16 protein-coding genes are annotated in these 24,072 nt (G+C 61.4%); 4 read left to right on the top strand and 12 right to left on the bottom strand.

Going from position 1 to position 24,072, the window contains the following annotated elements; genetic code table 11:
- Positions 1-7: 7 nt before the first annotated feature.
- The 4 genes from VQ071_RS28005 to VQ071_RS27990 all read right to left on the bottom strand — a co-directional run bounded on the left by VQ071_RS28005 (position 8) and on the right by VQ071_RS27990 (position 4,528).
- Positions 8-1,348, bottom strand: coding sequence for an extracellular solute-binding protein (locus tag VQ071_RS28005; protein ID WP_340518021.1), 1,341 nt, complete (start codon positions 1,346-1,348; stop codon positions 8-10).
- Positions 1,349-1,949: 601 nt separating this feature from the next.
- Positions 1,950-2,798 carry an AraC family transcriptional regulator gene (locus VQ071_RS28000; RefSeq protein ID WP_340518020.1) on the bottom strand — a complete coding sequence of 283 codons (849 nt, stop codon included), beginning with the start codon at positions 2,796-2,798 and terminating at the stop codon, positions 1,950-1,952.
- Positions 2,799-2,930: 132 nt separating this feature from the next.
- A complete protein-coding gene (locus tag VQ071_RS27995; RefSeq protein WP_340518018.1) occupies positions 2,931-3,659 on the bottom strand; it encodes an HAD family hydrolase in 729 nt (242 codons plus the stop codon).
- Between the two features lie 8 nt (positions 3,660-3,667).
- On the bottom strand, positions 3,668-4,528 hold the full coding sequence (locus VQ071_RS27990) for a hypothetical protein (protein ID WP_340518016.1): 861 nt from the start codon (positions 4,526-4,528) through the stop codon (positions 3,668-3,670).
- A gap of 355 nt (positions 4,529-4,883) precedes the next feature.
- On the opposite strand from VQ071_RS27990, the gene VQ071_RS27985 reads away from it, so the two are divergent.
- Positions 4,884-5,861: an aldo/keto reductase gene (locus tag VQ071_RS27985; RefSeq protein WP_340518014.1), complete on the top strand. Its 978-nt coding sequence runs from the start codon at positions 4,884-4,886 to the stop codon at positions 5,859-5,861.
- A gap of 86 nt (positions 5,862-5,947) precedes the next feature.
- Here VQ071_RS27985 and gpmA read toward each other — a convergent pair whose 3' ends face one another.
- On the bottom strand, positions 5,948-6,730 hold the full coding sequence (gene gpmA / locus VQ071_RS27980) for a 2,3-diphosphoglycerate-dependent phosphoglycerate mutase (RefSeq protein ID WP_340518012.1): 783 nt from the start codon (positions 6,728-6,730) through the stop codon (positions 5,948-5,950).
- Positions 6,731-6,982: 252 nt separating this feature from the next.
- Between gpmA and VQ071_RS27975 the strand changes: the two genes are divergently transcribed.
- Positions 6,983-8,434 carry a SulP family inorganic anion transporter gene (locus VQ071_RS27975; RefSeq protein WP_340518010.1) on the top strand — a complete coding sequence of 484 codons (1,452 nt, stop codon included), beginning with the start codon at positions 6,983-6,985 and terminating at the stop codon, positions 8,432-8,434.
- 105 nt (positions 8,435-8,539) lie between these two features.
- Here the strand turns inward: VQ071_RS27975 and VQ071_RS27970 are convergent, their stop codons facing one another.
- From VQ071_RS27970 to VQ071_RS27950, 5 genes are all read right to left on the bottom strand, one after another.
- On the bottom strand, positions 8,540-16,153 hold the full coding sequence (locus tag VQ071_RS27970) for a hypothetical protein (protein ID WP_445293351.1): 7,614 nt from the start codon (positions 16,151-16,153) through the stop codon (positions 8,540-8,542).
- A gap of 480 nt (positions 16,154-16,633) precedes the next feature.
- Positions 16,634-16,942 (bottom strand): hypothetical protein, encoded by a 309-nt coding sequence (locus VQ071_RS27965; RefSeq protein WP_340518008.1) that lies wholly within the window; start codon positions 16,940-16,942, stop codon positions 16,634-16,636.
- Positions 16,929-18,068 carry a glycosyltransferase gene (locus VQ071_RS27960; protein ID WP_340518006.1) on the bottom strand — a complete coding sequence of 380 codons (1,140 nt, stop codon included), beginning with the start codon at positions 18,066-18,068 and terminating at the stop codon, positions 16,929-16,931. The genes VQ071_RS27965 and VQ071_RS27960 overlap by 14 nt, the downstream gene beginning before the upstream one ends.
- 9 nt (positions 18,069-18,077) lie before the next feature.
- Positions 18,078-18,587: a hypothetical protein gene (locus tag VQ071_RS27955; protein WP_340518004.1), complete on the bottom strand. Its 510-nt coding sequence runs from the start codon at positions 18,585-18,587 to the stop codon at positions 18,078-18,080.
- On the bottom strand, positions 18,577-18,906 hold the full coding sequence (locus VQ071_RS27950; RefSeq protein ID WP_340518043.1) for a hypothetical protein: 330 nt from the start codon (positions 18,904-18,906) through the stop codon (positions 18,577-18,579). Before VQ071_RS27950 ends, VQ071_RS27955 begins: the two co-directional genes overlap by 11 nt.
- A gap of 206 nt (positions 18,907-19,112) precedes the next feature.
- Here VQ071_RS27950 and VQ071_RS27945 point away from each other — a divergent pair, with 206 nt between their 5' ends.
- Complete coding sequence (locus VQ071_RS27945) at positions 19,113-20,225, top strand: glycosyltransferase family 2 protein (RefSeq protein ID WP_340518002.1); 1,113 nt, start codon at positions 19,113-19,115, stop codon at positions 20,223-20,225.
- Between the two features lie 295 nt (positions 20,226-20,520).
- On the opposite strand, the gene VQ071_RS27940 is transcribed toward VQ071_RS27945, so the two are convergent.
- Together VQ071_RS27940 and VQ071_RS27935 are read right to left on the bottom strand one after the other, a co-directional pair.
- Complete coding sequence (locus VQ071_RS27940) at positions 20,521-21,537, bottom strand: Gfo/Idh/MocA family protein (RefSeq protein WP_340518001.1); 1,017 nt, start codon at positions 21,535-21,537, stop codon at positions 20,521-20,523.
- A 51-nt stretch (positions 21,538-21,588) separates the two neighbouring features.
- Positions 21,589-22,293, bottom strand: a complete 705-nt coding sequence (locus tag VQ071_RS27935; RefSeq protein ID WP_340518000.1) for a hypothetical protein — start codon at positions 22,291-22,293, stop codon at positions 21,589-21,591.
- Positions 22,294-22,482: 189 nt separating this feature from the next.
- Between VQ071_RS27935 and uraA the strand changes: the two genes are divergently transcribed.
- Positions 22,483-23,781 carry a uracil permease gene (gene uraA, locus VQ071_RS27930; RefSeq protein WP_340517998.1) on the top strand — a complete coding sequence of 433 codons (1,299 nt, stop codon included), beginning with the start codon at positions 22,483-22,485 and terminating at the stop codon, positions 23,779-23,781.
- Positions 23,782-24,072: the final 291 nt, after the last annotated feature.

Here is a 24,072-nt window from a genome sequence, read left to right as displayed (position 1 = left end):
GCCGCGATCAGGCGCCCGTCATCTTGATCTTGTCTTCGATCTGCTTCACGGCGTCGTCCATCGAGCCTTGCACGTCCTTGCCGCTGGCGATGAACTTGAGCGCGTTGGCCATCGGGTCCCACACCGTATCGAGCTCCGGTACGGTCGGGAACGGCATGCCGTACGTGTTCTGCTCGGAGAAGCCGGCGACCAGCGGGTCGCTCGTCAGATCGGAGCTGGACAGCACGCTTTTGACCGGAGGCACTTCGCCCGTCTCCTTGAAGTAGTAGAGCGAGTTCTCCTCGTTCGTCATGAACGCCGCCAGATCGGACGCCCACTCGGGGCTCTTGGAGAACTTCGACAGCATCCAGCCCTTGACGCCGATGAACGAGGTCGGGTGCTTGCCGTTCTCGAGCGTCGGCAGCGGTGCGACGGCGAGATCGTCGCCGAGCTGCTTTTTCAGATCCTGGATCGCCCATGGCCCGTTGATGATCGCGCCGACCTTGCCTTGGCCGAACAGACCGCCGACGATGTCGCCGTTGACATCCTTCGGAATGTAGCCCTTCGTGAACCAGCTCTGGATGAGTTGGCCGCCCTTGACCGCGCCTTCCTTGTTGAAGCCGATATCCTTGGTGTCGAAGCCGCCGCCGTCCTTGGGCTTGAAGATGTAGCCGTCGTTGCCGCCCATGAACGCCCAGGCGTAGTAGAAGTTCGTCGCCTCGAACAGGAAGCCGTACTCCTGCTTTTTGGCGTTGGTCTTCTCCGCCATGATCTTCTCCAGATCGGCGATCGTCTTGGGCGCTTCGGGCACAATCTTCTTGTTGTAGAAGAGCGCATACGTCTCGGTGACGGCCGGCAGACCGTACAGCGTGCCGTCCTGGCTCAGCGCGGACAGCGCCTCGGGCGTGTAGGTATCGAGTACCTCCTGCTTCGCCTTCAGCTCCTGTACGAGCCCCTTGATGACGAGTGCGCCGATGCCGGGCTGGTAGAACAGGTCCGGGCCCTTGCCGGCGGGACCGTCGAGCGCCAGTACGTCCGGCTGGTCGTTCATGGCGACCGGCTTGATGTTGACCTTGATGCCCGTCTTGTCGGTGTACTTCTTGGCGATCTCCGTCGAGACGGCGATCTTCTCGGCGTTGTCGTCCTGCCAGATCGTGAGCTCGGCCGGCTTGGCCGGCAGGTCGGATGCCGCCGACGCTGATGCGGACGGCGATGCGCTCTCGGAGGCCGGAGCGGATGCGCTCGGCGCGGCCGATTGGCTGGCGGACGGCGATGCGCCGCCGTTGTTGTCGTTGCTGCCGCAGGCGGACAGCGCGCCGGCGACGAGCAGCGTGCCGAGCGGGATGGCGATTACCTTTTTGTTCAACATGTGTTCTGACTCCCTTTCCCTCTGGACCGTATGATGGTTGCGCCGCTTGGCGGGCGCGTTGATCTTGCATGCCTTCATGTTAAGGCAGAGAGGGCGGGGCCAACTACCAACTTGGTGACCGTTGATCGTAAGATTGTGACCAGGGGGAGCAGCCACTGTGGCGCGTTGCGAAGCGCGAATGCCGGGAGAACCGCACAGATTTGTGCGGTTTGAGGTGCGCGCGGGCGCGAGCAGCGAGCGATGGCGAGCGGGATGGCGCGGGCGAGCGAGATGGCGCAGGGAGAGCGTTATGTGACGCGGCGCGGCGGGTGAATGCGGAAGAACCGCACAAATCTGGGCGGTTTGAGGTGCGCGCGGGTGTGAGCAGCGAGCGGATGCGGGCGGCACGACGCGGCGCGGCGCGCAAATGCCTGAAAACCGCACAAATTGGTGCGGTTTGAGGTGCGCGCGGGCGCGAGCAGCGAGCGAATGCGGGCGAGATGGCGCGACTGGAGCGCAATGTGACGCGGCGCGGTGCGGAATGCGGAAAAACCGCACAAATCTGTGCGGTTTAAGGTGTGCGCGGGCGCGAGCAGCGGGCGGATGCGGGCGGGATGGCGCCTTACTTTTTCTTCACAGGTATCCAGATCTCGCTCGTCACATTCGCCGCCATGCCGTAGTACATTTCAAAGCAAGGGCCCTCGACCTGCTCGTATTCGGAAGTCGGGAACCACTCGGAATAGATTCGTTCCCACAGTCGCTGCAGTTCGCATTGCGGTTCCGGGAAGATCGCCCACGTCGATGCAGGGACTGCCAGCTTCGTAAATAGCTCCGGAATCTCGAGTCCCTTCGGCAAGTTGTAGCACACCATGTATTTGAAGTTCTCTCTGGTGTGATCGTATAAGGCGGCATGCAGTACCGTGTCTCCGAATCGGCCCAGCAATTCGTTCATCAGACTGACACTGCCGTCTTCATCGCACTGTTGCCGGAATACAGGCACTTCCGAGAACGCCGTCTTCTGATCCGAATCAATAAGACCATAGACGCCGAACATCTCAAAAGCCCCTCTTTGTTCAACGCGATAGTTCATTTCGACATCTCCTCTGATTGAAATATGAAAGGACATGCGAGGATAGGCTTTGAGCGTAACGCCCCGATCGCGCGCGGACGCAGGCATGATCCCGTGAAGATTTTTGAATGCACGGGCGAATGCTTCCGGCGAATCATATCCATACTTCATGGCAACGTCGATAACCTTCGCATTCGTAGTCTGGAGTTCGAACGCCGCCAATGTTAGACGCCGACGCCGAATATACTCGGATAGCGATACGCCGGTTATAAAAGGAAACATTCTCTGGAAATGATACGTCGAGCAACAGGCTTTCCGCGCAATCTCATCGTAGGAGATGCTATCCGTCAGATTGGCTTCGATATAATCCATCGCGCCTTTCATCCTGTCCAGCCAATCCATCGCCTTCCCTCCCTTCACGATCAATCTTATTGGAGATGACTATGGAATGCCTTGCATCTGCTGCACGAAAAAGTCAGCAGTATCTCTCTATCGGTCCGCAGAAGTATGTACTTGTACTTGGGAAGCGAGCGTTCAGATGAATTTTAGCAACTCACCTATGGAGTGGATAATCATAAAAGGCTGCGTAGACGAGTCGGCGGGGACTCCTTTTCTTTTGTGGTCGATCCATATCCCTCTAATCCCTACACGCTGCGGCGCCGCTACCTCCCACTCCAAATTATCTCCTACCATCCATGCTGCGTCGGCGCTGACGCCTAACTGCTCAAGCGCATGGAGATACACGCGTTCTTCCGGTTTGCCGACGCCCAGCTCTCCTTCAATCAAGATATGGTCAAAAAACGGCGGAAGATCGAACCGGCGAATCTTGATCCACTGCGTATCCGCATTGCCATTCGTCAGCAAAGCCAGTTTAATTCCTCTGGCTCGGATTTGTCTGATCGTCTCAACAGCATCGGGAAATATAGCAACCGCCTTATCCCGCTCCGCACCGTACGTAGCTGCAATATGACCGGCCAGACCAGCATCGCGGATATCGCAGTTCATGAGAGCTGCGCACACAATCTCCTGCCTCGCTTTATATAGATCGAGCCTGCCTGTCCGATGCCGCTCGGGATCGCTCCAGTACCATGAAGCTTTTTCTTTGATCGTCATCAGCAGCGCTTGCGCGGCGGCGGCGTCTGTCTTGGGCATATGATCCCGAATGGATTTTTGCCAGCATGCGTCCAAGTCCAAGCCGTGCTCGAAAGAGATGATCGTATCGTCCATATCCAGCAATATTGCTTTTGGCGGTATCACCCGCATGTAGTCTTCTATACCACCTTATACTCGGATAAACTGCGAATGGCATCGAGGGTAATGCGACCGCGCCACTCCAACCCGGAAGCAGGACCCGGAGCATCCCAGCTAATGGGCCAGCCGCCATCGGGCAGTTGTTGTCCCGCCAGCACTTCAAGATGAGCTTCTATCTGGCCTGGAGCGAACAATGGTCGACATATCGATTCCGGCTTGCTTGCAAAATGAAGAGGCGTCAGTCCGTAAGCGTCCGAAGAAGCGTCGGCCTTGAAAAAGCTGGCGCGCGGAAGAGACGTTGCGATAATATCCAGCAGGTTTGCGGCCATGCCTCGATCGGGGATGTACTCCGCCAATCTGGCAGCGCACAACAGCGTGTGAGCCTCCAAAGGCGGCTCCTCGACAAGTTTTTTTGTACAAGTGTCCGTTGCCAAGGTCAGCCATTCGTCCACTACGCCCTGGTAATGAAGAAGCCCGCAAATATCCGCTGTCGGATTAAGACCGGGAGATAGCGTGGAATTGATCCAATGACCGGCCAATGGCGACTGAAGCGCAGATGCTGTGAAAAAGGTGACAAGTCCATCCTCAGCCGCCACGGACTTCATATAATTGCAAATAGACGTTGCCAGTTCAATGTCCCGATACCCGGCTTCTTCCAACGCTCCGAGACCGACAGAAGTCAAGAGCGGCTGGCTCTCCGGGCAGCGTATATCCGGTTCCAGCGCATGCCCGAGCCCGCCGTCCTTATTCTGATAGGCGCGCACAACATGACCGACCACAGCAGGCGATTCGCCTTCAAAATGAACCCCGAACAATCTGCGTTCCAATAAGCGCGCATGGGTTAGCATAAACGTCCGTGCTCTGACCAACATCTCGTTCATAAAGTTATATTCCTCCGCCCGAAGATTTAATAGGTACCGAGTTGGACTGACCAAGGGGTGACGCCGACGTTAACGGCCGGCCTGCTCGCGTATGCCCGTGATGGGATGGAAAGGTGGATACCGTACCGCCGAGAAAAAACAAACGGCCCCTCGTCTGAAGGGACGAGGAGCCGCGGTACCACCCTATATTGGAACCATCCTGCAACACGGAATTTTGTGTTTATGCAATTTTACCCATCGTAGTTCAACTTCCACTGTATGTCAATAAGCGGATATATTAGGTTGATTGCATGTCCGCATCGTGAGACAATCTCAAGACGAGATCAAGCTGTTAGCTAAGAGAGGGGACATGTGTATGCAGTATCGCAATTTGGGCCGCAGCGGACTTCGTGTATCGGCGATCGGGCTCGGCACGAACGCGTTCGGCAAACGCGCCGACAAGGAGACTTCGATACGGATCGTACACGAGGCGCTGGACAGCGGGATCAATATGCTCGATACGGCCAATATCTATGCCGGTACGCTGTCGGAGTCGATCATCGGAGAAGCGCTGGCGGGCAGACGGCAAGAAGCGGTGCTGGCGACGAAGGCCGGTCTGCCGATGGGGCAAGGGCCCAACGATCGGGGCTCGTCCCGCTTCCATTTGCAGCGAGAGCTGGAGGGCAGCCTGAGGCGGCTGAAAACGGATTATGTAGATCTGTATCAGATTCATACATTCGATCCGGGGACACCGCTGGAGGAAACGCTGCGCACGCTGGACGACTTCGTCAGCGCGGGCAAGGTGAGATATATCGGCGCATCCAACTACGCGGCCTGGGAGCTGATGAAGGCGATCGGCGTCAGCGATCGGTACGGGTACGCGCGTTTTATATGCACGCAGGCCAGCTACTCGCTCGCCGATCGCACACCCGAGGCCGAGCTGATCCCGCTGTGTATCGACCAGGGCGTCGGGCTGATCCCCTACTTCCCGTTGGCCGGCGGTATCCTGACGGGCAAGTATGCGACAGCCGGCGATCCGGCGCCGGAAGGCTCGCGCGCGAACACCGACCCGACATTCCGCAGATTCCTGGGCGGGCGGGCCGACGAACTGGGCAGGGAATTGTCGGCGCTGGCCGACGAGCTCGGCGTAGAGCCGGCCGTGCTGGCCATCGCCTGGCTGCTGGCCCGTCCGGCGGTGGCGACCGTCATCGCAGGCGCGACCCGGCCCGGACAGCTTCGCGCCAATCTGGCGGCGGACGCGCTGATCCTGTCCGAGGACACGCTGGCGCGGCTGGACCGGATCAGCGACGACTTCCGGCACGGCGATCCGTTCGCGGTGTATCGCCTGTCCTGACCATGGCGCTGCGCCACGCCGAACGGCATCCGACCGGCGCATCGCGCTGCCGCACGAAGCGCGATGCGCGGCAGCGAATACAGGGCTTACGCCTGCTCGCGATGCGCTTCGCCCAGCGCCGGCATGACCTGCGCCGGATCGGGCGAGATTTTGCGCGGGATCTCGCCCGGCGGCAGCGGCCCTTCTTCGCCGAGATAGTAATGTGCGACGGGCTTCATATCGTCGCCCAGCTCATACACGAGCGGCACGGCCGTCGGGATGTTGAGATTGACGACGCCGTCCTCCGGCAGATCGTCCAGATACCGGATGAGCGCCCGCAGCGTGTTGCCATGCGCGCAGAGCAGCAGCTTGCGCCCGGCCGCAAGCTCGGGTACGATCGTGTCCTTCCAGTAGACGAGCGCGCGCGCCGCTGTGTCGTCGAGATTTTCCGTCAGCGGCACTTCGCCGTCGATGTCCCGGTAGCGCGGATCGTCTCCAGCGTAGCGTTCGTCCCCGCGCTCCAGCGCCGGCGGACGCTCGCTGACCGATCGGCGCCACAGCAGGACCTGATCGGCGCCGTAGCGCTCCGCCGTCTCCGCTTTGTTAAGCCCCTGCAGCGCGCCGTAGTGCCGTTCGTTTAGCCGCCAGTTTTTCGTCACGGGAATCCAGAGCAGTCCCATCTCGTCCAGAATCATGCCCATGGTGCGGATAGCGCGCGTCAGCACGGACGAATGCGCCGCATCGAACCCGTACCCGTTTGCCTTCAACACCTTCCCGGCTTGCCTGGCTTCTCTCCTCCCCTGCTCCGACAGATCCGAATCTGTCCAGCCCGTGAACCGGTTCTGGAGGTTGTATTCGCTCTGACCATGTCTCACAAAAACAATTTTCATACCCTTTCCCTCCATTCCTTTCTCAATGTTTCTATTATAAGCGTTTATCGGCCGGCGACGCATTTTCAATCTGGATGGGGTATTCATGCCTCCTGCGAACATGTATAATGAACCGGTTGACAATCGGACCCGGCTTTTCTGAGAGTGGAAAGCCTTCGTATTCAAACTGGCAAAGGGCAGGCTGCGATCGGTACGGAATGTGGCATGAACGAGAACAGTGCGCCTTTTACATCCAAGAGAGGAGTTTATTTGTTGCTGCAAAAATGGAAAAGCATCTGGTTCTTCAACACGCGCAAAGATATCTTGTCCGGATTGACAGTCGCATTCGCGCTTATTCCCGAGGCTATCGCCTTCTCGATCCTCGCCGGGGTCGACCCGATGGTCGGCCTGTATGCGTCCTTCTGCATCGCCGTGACGATCTCGATCGTCGGCGGACGCCCCGGCATGATCTCGGCAGCGACCGGCGCGATGGCCTCTCTCATGGGGCCGATCGTCGCCAAGTACGGCATCGAGTACATTTACGCAGCGGCACTGCTGACCGGCGCCATCCAGTTCACGATGGGACTGCTCCGGTTCGGACGCTTCATTACCTTTATCCCGCACTCTGTCGTCACCGGATTCGTCAACGCGCTGGCCATCATCATCTTCATGGCGCAGCTGCCGAACTTCGAGGGCTCCAACTGGCAGATGTATGCGATGGTCGCCGCCACGCTCGCTATCATTTATCTGTTCCCGCTGTTGACCAGGGCCGTCCCCTCCGCTCTCGTCGCCATCATCGTCATGACGATCGTCTCCGCCAGCCTCGGCCTGGACCTGCGGACGGTCGGCGACATGGGGCCGATCACGCAGCAGCTGCCGTTGTTCCATCTCCCGGACATCGATCTCTCCTTCGACGCGATCTGGCGCATCGTGCCGATCTCGCTCGCGCTCGCGGTCGTCGGACTGACCGAGTCGCTCATGACGGCCACGATCGTCGACGAGATGACCGAGACCAAGAGCGACAAAAACCGCGAGGTGCGCGGACAGGGCATCGCCAACATCGTCTCCGGCCTGTTCGGCGGCATGGCCGGCTGCGCCATGATCGGACAGACCGTCATCAACGTCAAGTCCGGCGGGCGTTCGCGGCTGTCGACATTCGTGGCGGGCATCTTCCTGCTGTTCCTCATCCTCGTGCTCGGCGATGTCGTGCGCGAGATTCCGATGGCCGCGCTCGTTGGCGTCATGATGATGGTCTCGATCGGCACCTTCGACTGGCACTCGCTGCGCACGCTGGCGAAGATTCCGCGCAGCGACGCGTTCATCATGGTCGTGACCGTCGGCATCGTCGTGGCGACGTCCAACCTCGCACTCGGTGTCGTCTCCGGCGTCGTGCTCAGCGCGGTATATTACGGCTGGCGCACATCACAGATCAGAGCGCATGCAGAGACGGGTGCCGACGGCGGCATAACGTATCGGATTGCAGGACAGCTCTTTTTCGGAACGATGAACCACTTCGTGGATCTATTCGACTATAAGGGCGATCCCGATCGCGTCACGATCGACTTCTCCGCCTCCCACGTATGGGACCACTCGGCCGTGACCGCGATTGCCAAGACGGTCGATAGGTACGCACAGTACGGCAAGACGATCCGGATCGTCGGACTCGATCATGACAGCCGCCGACTGGTCGAGCGGGCGGGATTGGCATCGGACTCCGCCTCTTAATTCAAACGCCCTTGCCACACAGTAAAAAGCTTCCCTACGCTGCAAGAACTGCGCAAGTTCTGCCGGTGAGGGGAAGCTTTCTGTTATTGTAAAATCGTCATCCCGTTATAAAATACGGTACATCGACCACACGACCCCGCTCCCGCTGCCTCCTAGATTAATGCCTACCGTCAATCCGTTAGCGACATAGAACAACCCGACCACGTCACCGGCATTCAGCTCCACAGTTCCAGCCAGTGTGACCGTACCGCTCCCCAGTATCGCCCTGAGCGTGAGCACTAGCACCACGTTGACATTCAGAATCGGAAACAAACCGGTAATCAGATCCGTCGTCGTCGGCGACGTCCGCCTGACGACGAAGGCTGGATTGACGCCGCTGCCCAAGCTGACCGACAACGCAGCGGTCGTCGAGTAGTTGATCGTCGCTTCAATATCGTAGCGACCGCTCGCGGGGGCAGTAAAATTGCCGGTAGTCGGATTGAATGCCGGATTCGAATAATAGGGCGATGCCACCGAAAAATTGGTCAATTGCGCGGTAGTCGACACACCCGACAGGCTGGAAATAAAGCCGGAAAAGCCAGTAGACGCGAAATCAGGTCCGGTCGGTCCGGTTGGACCGGTTGGGCCAGTTGGACCGGTTACTCCAGTTGCTCCGGTCGAGCCGGTCGGGCCGGTTGAGCCCGTTGGACCGTTTATTCCAGTTGCTCCGGTCGAGCCCGTTGGGCCGATTGAGCCCGTTGGACCGGTGATTCCAGTTGCTCCGGTCGGGCCGGTTATGCCGGTTGAGCCCGTTGGACCGGTGATTCCAGTTGCTCCGGTCGGGCCCGTTGGGCCGGTTGAGCCCGTTGGACCGGTGATTCCAGTTGCTCCGGTCGAGCCCGTTTGACCGGTTATTCCAGTTACTCCGATCGGGCCGGTTGTGCCGGTTGCCCCTGTCTCGCCGGTCGCACCTGTTGGGCCCGTTGCACCTGTAGCGCCTGTTGCTCCCGTTTCTCCGGTTGGACCTAGCTCGCCAGTCGGTCCAGTTGCTCCGGTAGCTCCGATCTCGCCTGTTACGCCAGTTGGCCCGGTTGGTCCCGTTGCTCCGATCTCGCCCGTTACACCGGTAGCTCCGGTGGGGCCGGTTACTCCGATCTCACCCGTTACGCCAGTAGCTCCGGTGGGGCCGGTTGCTCCGATCTCACCTGTTACGCCCGTCGCCCCGGTTGCTCCCGTTGCTCCGTTTTCTCCAGTTACACCCGTCACTCCGGTGGGTCCCGTTGTTCCGATCTCACCCGTTGCACCCGTCGCTCCGGTTGCTCCAACCTCGCCCGTTATACCGGTAGCTCCGGTGGGGCCAGTTGCTCCATTCTCACCCGTTACGCCCGTCGCCCCAGTTGGTCCCGTTGCACCACTCTCTCCTGTTACGCCAGTCGGCCCGGTTGGTCCCGTTGCACCGAACTCACCTGTTACGCCCGTCGGCCCGGTTGGTCCCGTTGCACCGATCTCGCCTGTTACGCCCGTCGGCCCGGTTGCTCCAACCCCGCCCGTTATACCGGTTGCTCCGGTGGGGCCGGTTGCTCCATTCTCACCCGTTACACCCGTCGCTCCGGGGGAGCCCGTTGCTCCGATCTCACCTGTTACGCCAGTCGCCCCGGTTGGTCCCGTTGCACCAATCTCTCCTGTTACGCCAGTCGGCCCGGTCGGTCCCGTTGCACCGATCTCACCTGTTACGCCCGTCGGCCCGGTTGGTCCCGTTACTCCGATCTCGCCTGTTACGCCAGTCGGCCCGATCGGTCCGGTTGCTCCCGTCGCCCCTGTGGGTCCTGTTAGCCCTATTTCTCCGGTCGGCCCCGTTGGTCCGGTCGGCCCCGTTGCTCCGATCTCACCTGTTACGCCCGTCGGCCCGGTTGGTCCCGTTACTCCGATCTCGCCTGTTACGCCAGTCGGCCCGATCGGTCCGGTTGCTCCGACTTCACCCGTCACACCAGTCGACCCGGTCGCTCCCGTTGCTCCGACCTCGCCCGTTAAACCCGTCGCTCCCGTCGGTCCCGTTGCTCCGATCTCCCCCGTTACGCCAGTCGCCCCGGTGGGTCCCGTTGCTCCGATCTCACCTGTTACGCCAGTCGGTCCGATCGGCCCCGTTGCTCCGATCTCGCCTGTTACGCCAGTCGGCCCAGTGGGTCCCGTTGCTCCGATTTCTCCTGTTACGCCAGTAGGTCCGGTGGGGCCGATTGCTCCGATCTCACCCGTTACACCGGTCGGTCCGGTCACGCCCGTTGCTCCGACCTCGCCCGTTAAACCCGTCGCTCCTGTCGGTCCAGTTGCTCCGGCAGCTCCGTTTTCTCCCGTTACACCCGTCGTTCCGCTGGGGCCGGTTACACCGATCTCGCCCGTTACACCAGTCGACCCGGTCGCCCCCGTTACTCCGACCTCGCCCGTTACACCCGTCGGTCCGATCGGTCCTGTTGCTCCGATCTCACCCGTTACACCAGTCGACCCGGTGGGGCCGGTTGCTCCGATCTCGCCTGTTACGCCAATCGGCCCGGTTGGTCCCGTTACTCCCATCTCGCCTGTTACGCCAGTCGGCCCGATCGGTCCTGTTACTCCGATCTCACCCGTTGAACCTGTCACACCAGTCTCGCCGCTTGGTCCAGTTGCTCCCGTCGCCCCTGTGAGTCCTGTTAGCCCTATTTCTCCGGTCGGCCCCGTTGGTCCGATTTCACCCGTCATACCAATCGGCCCGGTCGCTCCCGTTGCTCCGATCTCCCCAGTTACACCCGTCGCTCCGGTGGGGCCAGTTGCTCCGATCTCACCCGTTACGCCCGTCGGCCCGGTCGCTCCCGTTGCTCCGACCTCACCCGTTACACCGGTCGGGCCGGTAACTCCGATTTCACCCGTTACACCAGTTGTTCCGGTGAGGCCGGTTGCTCCAATCTCACCCGTTGCACCCGTCGCTCCGGTTGCTCCAATCTCACCCGTTACGCCCGTCGCTCCCGTCGACCCCGTTGCTCCGATCTCTCCTGTTACGCCTGTTGCTCCGGTTGGTCCCGTTGCTCCGATCTCTCCTGTTACGCCAGTCGCCCCGGTTGGTCCCGTTGCTCCTGTGGGACCTGTTAGCCCTGTTTCTCCGGTCGGTCCCGTTGCTCCGATCTCACCTGTTACGCCAGTCGCCCCGGCGGGTCCCGTTGCTCCGATCTCTCCTGTTACGCCAGTCGCCCCGGTTGCTCCCGTTGCTCCTGTGGGACCTGTTAGCCCTGTTTCTCCGGTCGGTCCCGTTGCTCCGATCTCGCCTGTTACGCCAGTCGCCCCGGTTGGTCCCGTTGCTCCAATTTCGCCTGTTACGCCACTCGGCCCGGTCGGCCCCGTTGCTCCGATCTCCCCCGTTACACCTGTCGCTCCGGTGGGGCCCGTTGCTCCGATCTCGCCCGTTACACCTGTCGGTCCGGTCGGCCCCGTTGCACCGATCTCGCCTGTTACGCCCGTCGGTCCGGTCGCACCAGTTGCTCCGTTTTCTCCTGTTACGCCCGTCGCCCCGGTTGGTCCGGTTGCTCCAATCTCACCCGTTACGCCCGTCGCTCCCGTCGACCCCGTTGCTCCGATCTCACCCGTTAAACCCGTCGCTCCGGCAGGGCCGGTTGGTCCGATTTCACCCGTTACACCAGTCGGTCCGGTCGGCCCCGTTGCTCCGACCTCGCCCTTTACGCCAGTCGCCCCGGTTGCTCCCGTTGCACCAATCTCTCCTGTTACGCCAGTCGGTCCGGTGGGTCCCGTTGCTCCGATCTCGCCTGTTACGCCAGTCGGCCCGATCGGTCCGGTTGCTCCCGTCGCCCCTGTGAGTCCTGTTAGCCCTATTTCTCCGGTCGGCCCCGTTGGTCCGATCTCCCCCGTTACACCTGTCGCTCCGGTGGGGCCAGTTACTCCGATCTCTCCCGCTGCACCAGTAGGTCCGGTTGCTCCGGTAGCTCCAATCCCACCCGTTACACCAGTCGCCCCAGTCGCTCCCGTTGCTCCGATTTCGCCCGTTAAACCCGTCGCTCCGGCAGGGCCGGTTGGTCCGATTTCACCCGTTACACCAGTCGGTCCGGTCGGCCCCGTTGCTCCGATCTCTCCTGTTACGCCAATCGGCCCGGTCGGCCCCGTTGGTCCGACTTCACCCGTCACACCAGTCGACCCGGACACTCCCGTTGCTCCGACCTCGCCCGTTAAACCCGTCGCTCCCGTCGGTCCAGTTGCTCCGGTAGCTCCGTTTTCTCCCGTTACACCCGTCAGTCCGGTGGGGCCGGTAGCTCCGATCTCGCCTGTTACGCCCGTCGCTCCGGTGGGGCCCTTTGTTCCGATCTCACCCGTTGCACCCGTCGCTCCGGTTGCTCCAACCTCGCCCGTTATACCGATAGCTCCGGTGGGGCCGGTTGCTCCAATCTCACCTGTTACGCCCGTCGCTCCGGTCGGCCCCGTTGTACCGATCTCGCCCGTTACACCCGTCGCTCCGGTGGGGCCCGTTGCTCCGCTCTCACCTGTTACGCCCGTCGCTCCCGTCGACCCCGTTGCTCCGATCTGTCCTGTTACGCCTGTTGCTCCGGTTGGTCCCGTTGCTCCGATCTCTCCTGTTACGCCAGTCGCCCCGGTTACTCCCGTTGCTCCTGTGGGACCTGTTAGCCCTGTTTCTCCGGTCGGTCCCGTTGCTCCGATCTCTCCCGTTACACCCGTCGCTCCGGTCGGTCCAATTGCACCGATCTCGCCTGTTACGCCCGTCGCCCCGGTTGGTCCCGTTGCTCCGATCTCTCCTGTTACACCAGTTTGCCCGGTGGGGCCGGTTACTCCGATCTCCCCCGTTGCACCAGTCGATCCGGTTGCTCCAATCTCACCCGTTACACCGGTAGCTCCGATCTCACCTGTTACGCCCGTCGCCCCGCTTGGTCCGGTTGCTCCAATCTCACCCGTTACGCCCGTCGCTCCCGTCGACCCCGTTGCTCCGATCTCACCCGTTACACCGGTCGGTCCGGTCACGCCCGTTGCTCCGACCTCGCCCGTTACGCCAGTCGCCCCGGTTGGTCCCGTTGCACCACTCTCTCCTGTTACGCCAGTCGGCCCGGTTGGTCCCGTTGCACCGATCTCACCTGTTACGCCCGTCGCTCCGGTGGGGCCGGTTACTCCGATCTCGCCTGTTACGCCAGTCGGCCCGATCGGTCCGGTTGCTCCGTTTTCTCCTGTTACGCCAGTCGGTCCGGTGGGGCCGGTTGCTCCGATCTCACCCGTTACGCCCGTCGCTCCGGTGGGTCCCGTTGCTCCGATCTCACCCGTTACGCCCGTCGTTCCGGTGGGTCCCGTTGCTCCGATCTCACCCGTTACTCCGGTCGCTCCTGTGGAGCCAGTTGCTCCGATCTCACCCGTTACACCGGTCGCTCCTGTGGAGCCAGTTGCTCCGATCTCACCCGTTACACCGGTCGCTCCGGTGGGTCCCGTTGCTCCGATCTCGCCCGTTACACCCGTCGCTCCCGTCGTTCCGCTGGGGCCGGTTGCACCGATCTCGCCCGTTACACCAGTCGACCCGGTCGCTCCCGTTACTCCGACCTCGCCCGTTACACCCGTCGGTCCGGTCGGTCCTGTTGCTCCGATCTCCCCCGTTACGCCAGTCGCCCCGGTTGGTCCCGTTGCTCCGATCTCACCCGTTACACCCGTCGGTCCGGTCGGTCCTGTTGCTCCGATCTCCCCCATTACGCCAGTCGGTCCGGTGGGGCCGGTAGCTCCGATCTCGCCTGTTACGCCCGTCGCTCCGGTGGGGCCGGTTGCTCCGATCTCGCCTGTTACGCCAGTCGCCCCGGTGGGTCCCGTTGCTCCGATCTCGCCCGTTACACCCGTCGGTCCTGTTGCTCCGTTCTCTCCCGTTATGCCCGTCGCTCCGGTCGGCCCCGTTACTCCAACTTCACCAGTTGAACCTGTCGCACCAGTCTCGCCGCTTGATCCGGTTGTTCCCGTTACACCCGTCGCTCCGGTGGGTCCCGTTGCTCCGATCTCGCCTGTTACGCCTGTCGCCCCGGTGGGTCCCGTTGCTCCGATCTCTCCTGTTATGCCAATCGGCCCGGTGGGTCCCGTTGGTCCGACTTCACCCGTCACACCAGTCGACCCGGTCGCTCCCGTTGCCCCGACCTCGCCCGTTACACCCGTCGCTCCGGTCGGTCCTGTTGCTCCGATCTCCCCCGTTACGCCAGTCGCCCCGGTGGGTCCCGTTACTCCGATCTCTCCTGTTACGCCTGTCGGTCCGATCGGCCCCGTTGCTCCGATCTCGCCTGTTACACCGGTCGGTCCGGTTGGACCTAGCTCTCCTGTTGCACCCGTCGGGCCAGTTATCCCAGTTGCCCCCGTTGCACCTGTCTCTCCGGTCGGTCCGGTCACGCCCGTGGCTCCAGTCGGCCCTGTATTTCCTGTTTCCCCTGTTGGACCAGTTGCTCCGGTAGCTCCGATTTCGCCCGTTACACCTGTCGCTCCGGTGGGGCCGGTTGCTCCGCTCTCACCTGTTACGCCCGTCGGCCCGGTGGGGCCTGTTGCTCCGATCTCGCCTGTTACGCCAGTCGCCCCGGTGGGTCCCGTTGCTCCGTTCTCGCCCGTTACACCCGTCGGTCCTGTTGCCCCGTTCTCTCCCGTTATGCCCGTCGCTCCGGTCGGCCCCGTTACTCCAACCTCACCAGTTGAACCTGTCGCACCAGTCTCGCCGCTTGATCCGGTTGCTCCCGTTACACCCGTCGCTCCGGTGGGTCCCGTTGCTCCGATCTCTCCTGTTACGCCAATCGGCCCGGTGGGTCCCGTTGGTCCGACTTCACCCGTCACACCAGTCGGCCCGGTCGCTCCCGTTGCTCCGATCTCGCCCGTTACACCGGTCGGTCCTGTTGCCCCGTTCTCTCCCGTTATGCCCGTCGCTCCGGTCGGCCCCGTTACTCCAACCTCACCAGTTGAACCTGTCGCACCAGTCTCGCCGCTTGATCCGGTTGCTCCCGTTACACCTGTCGCTCCGGTGGGTCCCGTTGCTCCGATTTCTCCTGTTACGCCAGTCGCTCCGGCGGAGCCGGTTGCCCCGATCTCACCTGTTACGCCAGTCGACCCGGTGGGTCCCGTTGCTCCGATTTCACCCGTTACACCCGTCGCTCCGGTGGAACCGGTTGCTCCGATCTCGCCTGTTACGCCAGTCGCCCCGGTGGAGCCAGTTGCTCCGATCTCTCCCGTTGCACCGGTAGCTCCGGTAGGTCCGGTAGGTCCGGTATCTCCAATTTCACCCGTTACACCAGTCGCTCCGGTCGCTCCCGTCGGTCCTGCTGCTCCGCTCTCACCTGTTACGCCCGTCGGCCCCGGGGGGCCCGTTGCTCCGATCTCTCCCGTTACACCAGTCGCTCCCGTGGACCCCGTTGCTCCGCTCTCACCCGTTACACCCGTCGCTCCGGTGGAACCGGTTGCTCCAATCTCGCCCGTTACACCCGTCGCCCCAGTCGGCCCTAATTCGCCTGTCGTACCCGTCGCTCCAGTCGCTCCTGTAGCGCCCTTCGCTCCCGCAAGCCCGGTCGAGCCGGTAGCGCCAGTCGCTCCAGTAGGTCCGACAGGCGTGCCTCGCGTCTCGATACGGACAAACGCAGAACCCTGCTTGACATCAATATCGAGCGAATCCGATACAAAAGTTATATGCTGCTCTGCGCCGACGGTCGCACTTCCCGTCGGACCGTAGACGTAAAAGAGAAATTGCCCTGGCATGAGCGTCCCTGTCGCTCCCGTGGCTCCAGGCGGGCCGGCCGAGCCAGCTGGCCCCGTCGATCCCGTCAGACCCGTCGGGCCTGTCGGACCAGTTGGGCCTGTCGGACCAGTTGGGCCTGCCGGACCCTTGGGACCAGTGGGGCCGATTCGCCGCAATAGACTGTCGAGCCTGACCTGCAGCTGGCGCTCGTGCTCGGTCAGTCCCGCGATTGTCCGGCGCACGCTGTCGTTGATCGTCAACAGATCGCTGATCGTCGCAGGCGGTCCGCTCGCTCCGGGCAACGTGCCAAGGACGTATTGAATCTTCTCTCCCTCGGCGTTGAGAATATGGCTCATCCCCAGCTCCTCATACGCGATCGATGACAGCAGAAGCGTCAACGCGTCTTCCCGCGTCATATCGACGACGGGCGTTATATTAGGCATGTCGGATTGAGTCATACGACCTCCCCCTGGCTCGCGATCATCGAACGGCTGCGGGTACTAATCGAGCCTCACGCGCAGTGCCTTTCTCAGTTTCTGAAGAAGCAGCGTTTCATGAATGACTATCTCGTCCATTGTCCATCTGACGGACTCCCCGAGCTCCAGCCATTGATGAATGGACGGCGATTCCTTCAATCGGACCGGCGAATCGGGATCGCCCAGTGCGTATCGGATTTTTTCGGCCTCCGCATGGACGATATGGGCCAGCGCCATCTCCTCGCGGGCAATCGATGACAGCAGGTCCAACATCGGCTGGCTCAGCCTGTTCTGCTTCACGGCCGATCCTTGACCGAGATCATCCTGCTGCATATGTGCCCTCTCCCCTCTCGCCCTCGATTCGCGACAACCCCTCCGCAGCTTCGTCCAAGTCAGGGAATGCCGATAGCGCACGCGCATACGCCTCTCTGGCGCATTCAGCGGCACTCATTTTTTCGTAGCAGCGGCCGATGTAATAATCGGCATAGAAGCTGCCGCATCCCCTCCGGGACAAATGCAGCGAGCATCTTTCCCCCATCCGCCTGCACGTCTCGAAGGCCGCGAGCGCCTGCTCGTACCGTTCGAGCAGCAAGAGGATTATTCCTTTGTAAAAATGCAAATCCACATAATCCGGGTAGAGGGCGATCGCCTTTTCAATGCCCGGCCAAGCGCCCGCAAAGCTCCCGTGTGCGATCATGATCTCGTATTTCAACCTGTAGACGATGGATGGGGGGAGCTGTCCCGACGCCAAAAAACCGACAATCGCCTCGTTGACGAGCGCGAATGCCTCCGATTCGTTGCCCGCACGATGCAGCTCCGCAGCAAGATGATAATCCGTCCAGGCGCATCCGCCGGCGTTTTTTTCGGCGACAAGCATTTCTATGTTCCGCAACGATTTCTGCCGGCGCTCGACCGCTTCCTCCAGGTAGCCGTAATGGTGAATGCGTATGGGCAAGATGCCCGGTATCGTCCCTGGCTCGAGGCGGATGCCTCCCCCGATCATGAGCTGCTCATGTACGGTACGGGAAAAACAGATATGCTCGCGGTTGCGGAACAAGCGATGATGAGCCAGCGTATAGCAACGATTCGGATCGGGTGGTCCGCCGCCGACATAGTGAATTGTCTCGACCAGCAGCAGCTCTGCCTTCGTCGTCTCGATCGCATCGCGGAGCAGCTCTCCATCTCCCGCCTGGAGCGCTTCGTCGGCGTCCATCCACAATATCCATTCGCCATTCGCACGGCCCAAGCTGTAGTTCCTCGCATCCGCGAAGCTGCCGGTCCACGGGTAGCGATAGACTTCCGCTCCCGCCGATCTGGCGATATCGGGCGTGCTGTCCTGCGAACCGGTATCGACGACCACCATCTCGTCGACCACGCCCGCGACACTGGCCAGACAGCGCTCGATGACGTCCGCCTCGTTTCTGACGATCATGCACAAGGACAATTTAGTCCGCGACATGTTGCCCTCCTATCGGCGCCTGCGATTCGCCCGTTTTTTCTTTTTGAAGCGAGCTTGCGCCGATAAAGAATCGTCCGCCGCACGGCCGCTGCGTCTACCGGCCTGCCGGCCGGCACGATTGCCTGTCGCAGCGGGAGTCCGGGCCGCGCCGCCCTGCTCCGATGCGACAGATCGCGTCTGGGCAGCGACAAGTTGTTGCCTTAGACGCTCGATACGCGTGCGAAGCAGCGACATCGGATCGCTCGCCTCTCCGTTCGTTCTCCCGTACGATCCGCCGTTTCGGCCGAGCTCTGCCTCGAGCGTACCGGATCTGGCTTCGATCAATGCGCACAGATGCGAGCACGCACGCTGCATCCGCGCCGCGGGCTCTCCGTGCCGGCTCTCGGACTGCGCTTCGCGCTGAACGGCATCCCAAAAATACGCCAGCGCCTCCGTCAACTCCGACAGCGCCGCAGCGTTTACCGTGCTTAACGTTTCGACAAGCGTCCCCTGTTCGCGATCTTTTCCGTTACTCTTCATCGTTGTCGCATGGATCTGCGCCGCGAACGCGATTCTGCCTGTAGAAATCCATCGCCGCTTCCATCTTGCGCAGCAGCAGCCATTCCTTCATGATGACGACGTCCAGCAACTTGACCGCCTGTTCCCCCGACCTTTCCAATATCTGCTCCCGCCGACACTCGGTGCCGCTCGCAGATGCTGCGATCATCGCCTTCCATTTATCCGCCTCCGCATGCAGGAGATGGGCGATCGCCGTCTCTTCGAGCGCGACGGACTTCAAGAGGTCGACGACGACCTGCTCCTTGCTCGGCCGGAAGGGTTCTTCGGGAATTCTCGGCATGCTCAAGCGCGCGGCCTCCTTTGCCCGTCCTGGAGACATCCGTGCAGGACAAACTTTGTCGATTACTCCTTAAAATTATCGTATGACCGCAAGCGATCATTAGACCAGACGATTTCAGCCGAGCCTCGCGCGCATACATGCGCCCCCGCAATCATGAATAAGAATAGGAAACATAGCGCCCATCCTGTCTATCGGAGGAATGTCACGTGATTACGGTCAGCCTGTGCATGATCGTCAAAGACGAGGAAGACGTCATCGCCCGCTGCCTCGACAGCGTGGCCGATCTCGCCGACGAGCTGATCGTCGTCGACACCGGCTCCACGGACCGCACGGTCGAGATCGTCGGCCGCTATACGGACCGGAAGTATACGTTCGCATGGACGGACGATTTTGCGGCCGCGCGCAATTATGCGTTCGAGCAGGCTGCGATGGACTACATCTTGTGGCTGGACGCGGACGACGTGCTGACGGAGATTAACAGAGAGAAGCTGCGCGCTTTGAAGCAGACGTTGACAGACGAGGTCGATTCGGTCACGATGCTGTACGAGCTGGCGGAGGACGATTGCGGGAACGTCACCTTTCAGCTGCGGCGGAACAGGCTCGTGAAGCGGTCACGCGGATTTCGCTGGATCGGAGCGGTACACGAATATCTGGAGGTCGGCGGTACGATCGCCAGCAGCGATATTGCCGTCAAGCATATGGGTAAGCCGGGCAAACGCGACAGCGAACGCAATATTCGCATATACGAGCGGCGTCTGGCGGAGGGCGAGACGCTGTCCCCGAGAGATCTGTATTACTATGCCAACGAGCTGTGCGATCACGGCCTGCACAAAAAAGCGATTACGTATTACGAACGCTTCCTCAACGAAGGCGGCGGATGGATCGAGGATAATATATCGGCATGCGGCCGGCTGGCGGACTGTCACCATGTGCTCGGCGATATGAAGTCCGAACTGGAGGCCTCGCTTCGCTCGCTGCAGTTCGACGCGCCGCGCGCCGAATTCTGCTGCAGAATCGGCTATCACTTCTTATCGACTAGCCGCTACGGCGAAGCGGTGTTCTGGTATGCCTTGGCGACCGAACGCAAGCTGCCCGAGGGCCATCTCGGCTTCGACAATCCCGCTTGTGCCACATGGCTGCCCCATCTGCAGCTCTGCGTATGCTACGACAAGCTGGGGCAGCACGCGCTCGCCATCCTCCACAACGATCTCGCGCTTCAGTATCGCCCGACCGATGCCGTGATGCTTGCTAACCGCGATTACTTTGCGAGGCGCCTGTCGCTCTCGACGCCGGACGATGCCGCCGGCAGAGGTGCCTAAGTGCCGCTTCATCGTTCGGTTTGGCTCCTATGTCAAAAGGCCGCCGTTCGGCGGCCTTTCAGGTGCTATTTGCAAAGCAGCGCGGTTGCCCATTCGCTTGTCGCGGACGGCTTGCTCCTGCAACCGTGCTTTCCGCGATTGCAGCACATTCCGATGACCCAGTCGCTCCCGCAACCGAATGTAACAGCGCTTGTCTGACGCGGCCGCCCCGCATGGGCGCTTGGCGACGATTTTTATCCTCTACCGCTCCCGACAGCGACCTCGGATAACCGCCGCCAACCCGGCTTGTCCGCGATTACTCCGGCGCATGCCCGCCGTTTGACGTCTCGGCGTCCGCCGGATAGACGATGCCGATCTGCCGCCTGGCCTCGTCCATGACATCCATGACCGCCAACATGCGCTCGTGCGTGTTCGTATCCGACTCCGTCTTGCCCGCCCGGACCAGGTCTACGAATGCTTGCAGCTCATAAACCATCGAATGCGCCGATTGCGGCTCGGAGATGTCTTCCTCGCGGCCGTCCCGGTAGCGGATGCGCACACGCTCCGGCTGACTGATCTGATCGATCAGAATGCAGCCCTCTTCGCCCTGGATCTCGCTCGGCGCATACGAGTTGGTGATCTTGGAGTACATCGCGACAGCCTCCATGTCCGCATACCGCAGGAGCACGCTGCCCTCGCCGTCCGCCCCGGATTCGAGCATGATGCCGCTCGCCTTCACCTCGAGCGGCGCGCCGAACCAATAAATCGCCGGATAGAGGCAATAAATGCCCAGATCCATGAGCGCCCCGTTGGACAGTAGCGGATTAAATGCGTTCAGCACCGTCCCCGCCCGGTAGGCATCGTACCGCGACGAATACTGTCCGTAGTTGCCTACGTAGCGCCTCACCTTGCCGATCTTCGGCAGCGCCCGCTCGATCGCGCGGAAGCTCGGCATGAACGTCGGCTTCATCGCCTCCATGAGCAGCACGCCGGCGCGGCGGGCCTCCTCGATCATGCGACGCGCCTGTGCGCCGTTCGAAGCGACCGGCTTCTCGCAGAGCACATGTATGCCGTGCCGCATGAACAGCATCGCCTGCTCGGCATGATAGACGTTCGGCGTCGCGATATAGACCGCGTCGATCTCTCCGCTCACCGCCATCGCTTCCATATCGTCATACGCGTGCGCGATGCCGTGCCGCGCGGCGTATTCCTCCGCCCGCTCCTTGGACCGCGAACATACCGCGGCCGCGAGGAAGCCCCCCGCTTCCTTCGCGGCCTCCAGCAGTCTGTCCGTAATCCAGTTTGTGCCTACTAATCCGAATCGTACTGTCATGAATGTCGGGCTCCTTGTGCATTTGAGGTATGATGACTACTTCTTATTAGATCATACGCCTTCCCGGAAAAACAAGCTGCGGTAAATGTATCTCGACCCCGCCGGCTTGAAATCGAGCGCCAAATAATCCGGTGCCGCGTCGACCGTGCGAAGCGCCCCCGAACGGACGCGGCTGCGGACAAGCGCCTCCGCGGCGCGCGCATCGGCTGCATCCATCGCGGCAACGAGTGCGGCTGCGTATGCATGATTGGCCGCGAGCGCCCGGCAGAACGGCAGCAGATCGGCCGCAACCGCACCGTGCGCAGCCGAAGAAAAATAAAATTGAAGCGTCCCCGGCGGGATCGTGACGCCGGTGGCGAATACATCCGCCGTACCCGGCGCCGGATAGTCGATAAAATAACCGATGCCGTTCGTGCCGATACCCTTCTGAAGACGCGCCGCCAGCGGAGCGGCATGCTTGAGCTGCCGCTTCATCCCGTCGAGCCGCAGCCCGACGACGTTGTCCGACCACCGTCGCGCGAACGCCCTGTCCGTCGCAACCGTCCGATAAAACGGCAGCATCGCCCGCGCCGACAGCCTTAACGCCGATACGACCGCCGCAGTGCCGCAATTTACCGAGCGCCCAGGTCGGCTGCATCGCCCGCAGCCCGCTCCCGCTCCGATCAAGAGCAGCGGCCGGCTCGGGACGCCGAGCTTCCTGTTCGGCGTCCTGCCGGTCTTCATCGGCTGCGTTGTCGCTCGCTTTCTTATCGCCATGTCGACACTCCTCTCCGCCTTGCCGGATCGCACGCTCTCCCGATACCATATGACGAACGATGCCGAGCGGGAAGACATTTTGCTCGGAACGCCGTTTTTCACGAAAACATCGCTTGTCAAATCGGCATGAACTGTATAGAATCGACAAAGGATTTATACATAAAAGCGGTTAATGGAGGTATTCCTACATTGTCGAGGCGTGAAATCGGTATTCTAGAACGGCCCCCGCTCGGCCAGAGCCTCATGCTCAGCCTGCAGCATCTGTTCGCCATGTTCGGCTCTACGGTGCTCGTGCCGAACCTGCTGGGCGTCGATCCGGCGATCTGCCTGCTGATGAACGGCATCGGCACCTTGCTCTACATCTTCATCTGCCAAGGCAAGATTCCCGCCTATCTCGGCTCGAGCTTCGCGTTCATCGCGCCGGCAGGCGCGGTCATCGGCACGCTCGAAGCGCCGGGCGCCGGCTATGGTGCCGCACTAGGCGGATTTATCGCGGCGGGCGTCCTCTTCGTCATCGTCGCGCTCATCGTGCAGTACGCCGGCACCGGATGGATCTCCGTTGTCTTCCCGCCGGCGGCCATGGGCGCGATCGTGGCGGTTATCGGTCTCGAGCTCATCCCGGTCGCCGCCAGGATGGCCGGCTGGATCGCGAAGCCCGACGTACCCGACTGGTCCCCGGACGGCACGGTCATCTCCGTTTCCGTCTTCACGCTCCTCGTCACCGTGCTCGGATCGGTTCTGTTTCGCGGCTTCATGAAGATTATCCCGATCCTGTTCGGCATCGTCGCGGGGTATGTACTCGCCTGGCTGCTCGGACTGACCGACTTCACCAAAGTTTCCGACGCGGGCTGGCTCGCTTCTCCGACATTCACGGCACCATCGTTCGAATGGTCGGCCATCCTCACGATTCTGCCCGCCGCGCTCGTCGTCGTCGTCGAGCATATCGGCCATCTGATCGTGACTAGCAACATCGTCGGCAAGGATCTGTCCAAGGATCCGGGATTGCATCGCTCTATGCTCAGCAATGGCATCTCGACGATTCTGTCCGGCTTCGCCGGATCGACGCCGAACACGACCTACGGAGAAAACATCGGCGTCCTCGCCATCACGCGCGTCTACTCCACCTTCGTCATCGGCGGCGCGGCCGTCATCGCGATCGTGCTGTCCTTCCTGGGCAAGCTGTCCCAGCTCATCGCAGCCATCCCCGAAGCCGTCATGGGCGGCGTCTCGCTGTTGCTGTTCGGCGTCATCGCCGCTTCCGGCCTGCGCATGCTCGTCGAGTCGAAGGTCGATTACAGCAAGCCCGTCAACCTGTTCCTCACGACGGTCGTGCTCGTGACCGGCCTGTCCGGCGTCACGATCAAGGCGGGCGACTTCTCGCTCTCCGGCATGGCGCTCGCCACTGTCGTCGCGATCGTGCTCAGCCTGCTGTTCAAACTGTTCGAGCGACTCGGCTGGTCGAACGAAAAAGAAGAAGACGCGCATTAAACCTGCGCCTGCCGTGAGCCGACCAGAGCCCCGGAATTTCCGGGGCTTTTTTTAATGCAAAAAACCGTCAGGGAGGAGATCGTTCCCTGACGGTCCTTAAGGTGAGCGGATACTCGAAAATGGCGAGAAAATAAGATTGCTATTTTGAAGGCGCGGCCGGTTTGCGAAGCGATAAGAATGCCGCACATCGTTATTCCGAGCGCGGCACCGGTTTTCGAGAAAATAAGGATGCCGCACATCGCTATTCTGAGCGTGGGGCCGGTTTTCGAGAAAATAAGAATGCCGCACATC

This window comes from Cohnella sp. 56 (assembly GCF_037963805.1).
GTDB lineage: Bacteria > Bacillota > Bacilli > Paenibacillales > Paenibacillaceae > Cohnella.
Note: the sequence above shows the minus strand (reverse complement) of the source record. Positions and strands in the feature narration are given on the sequence as shown.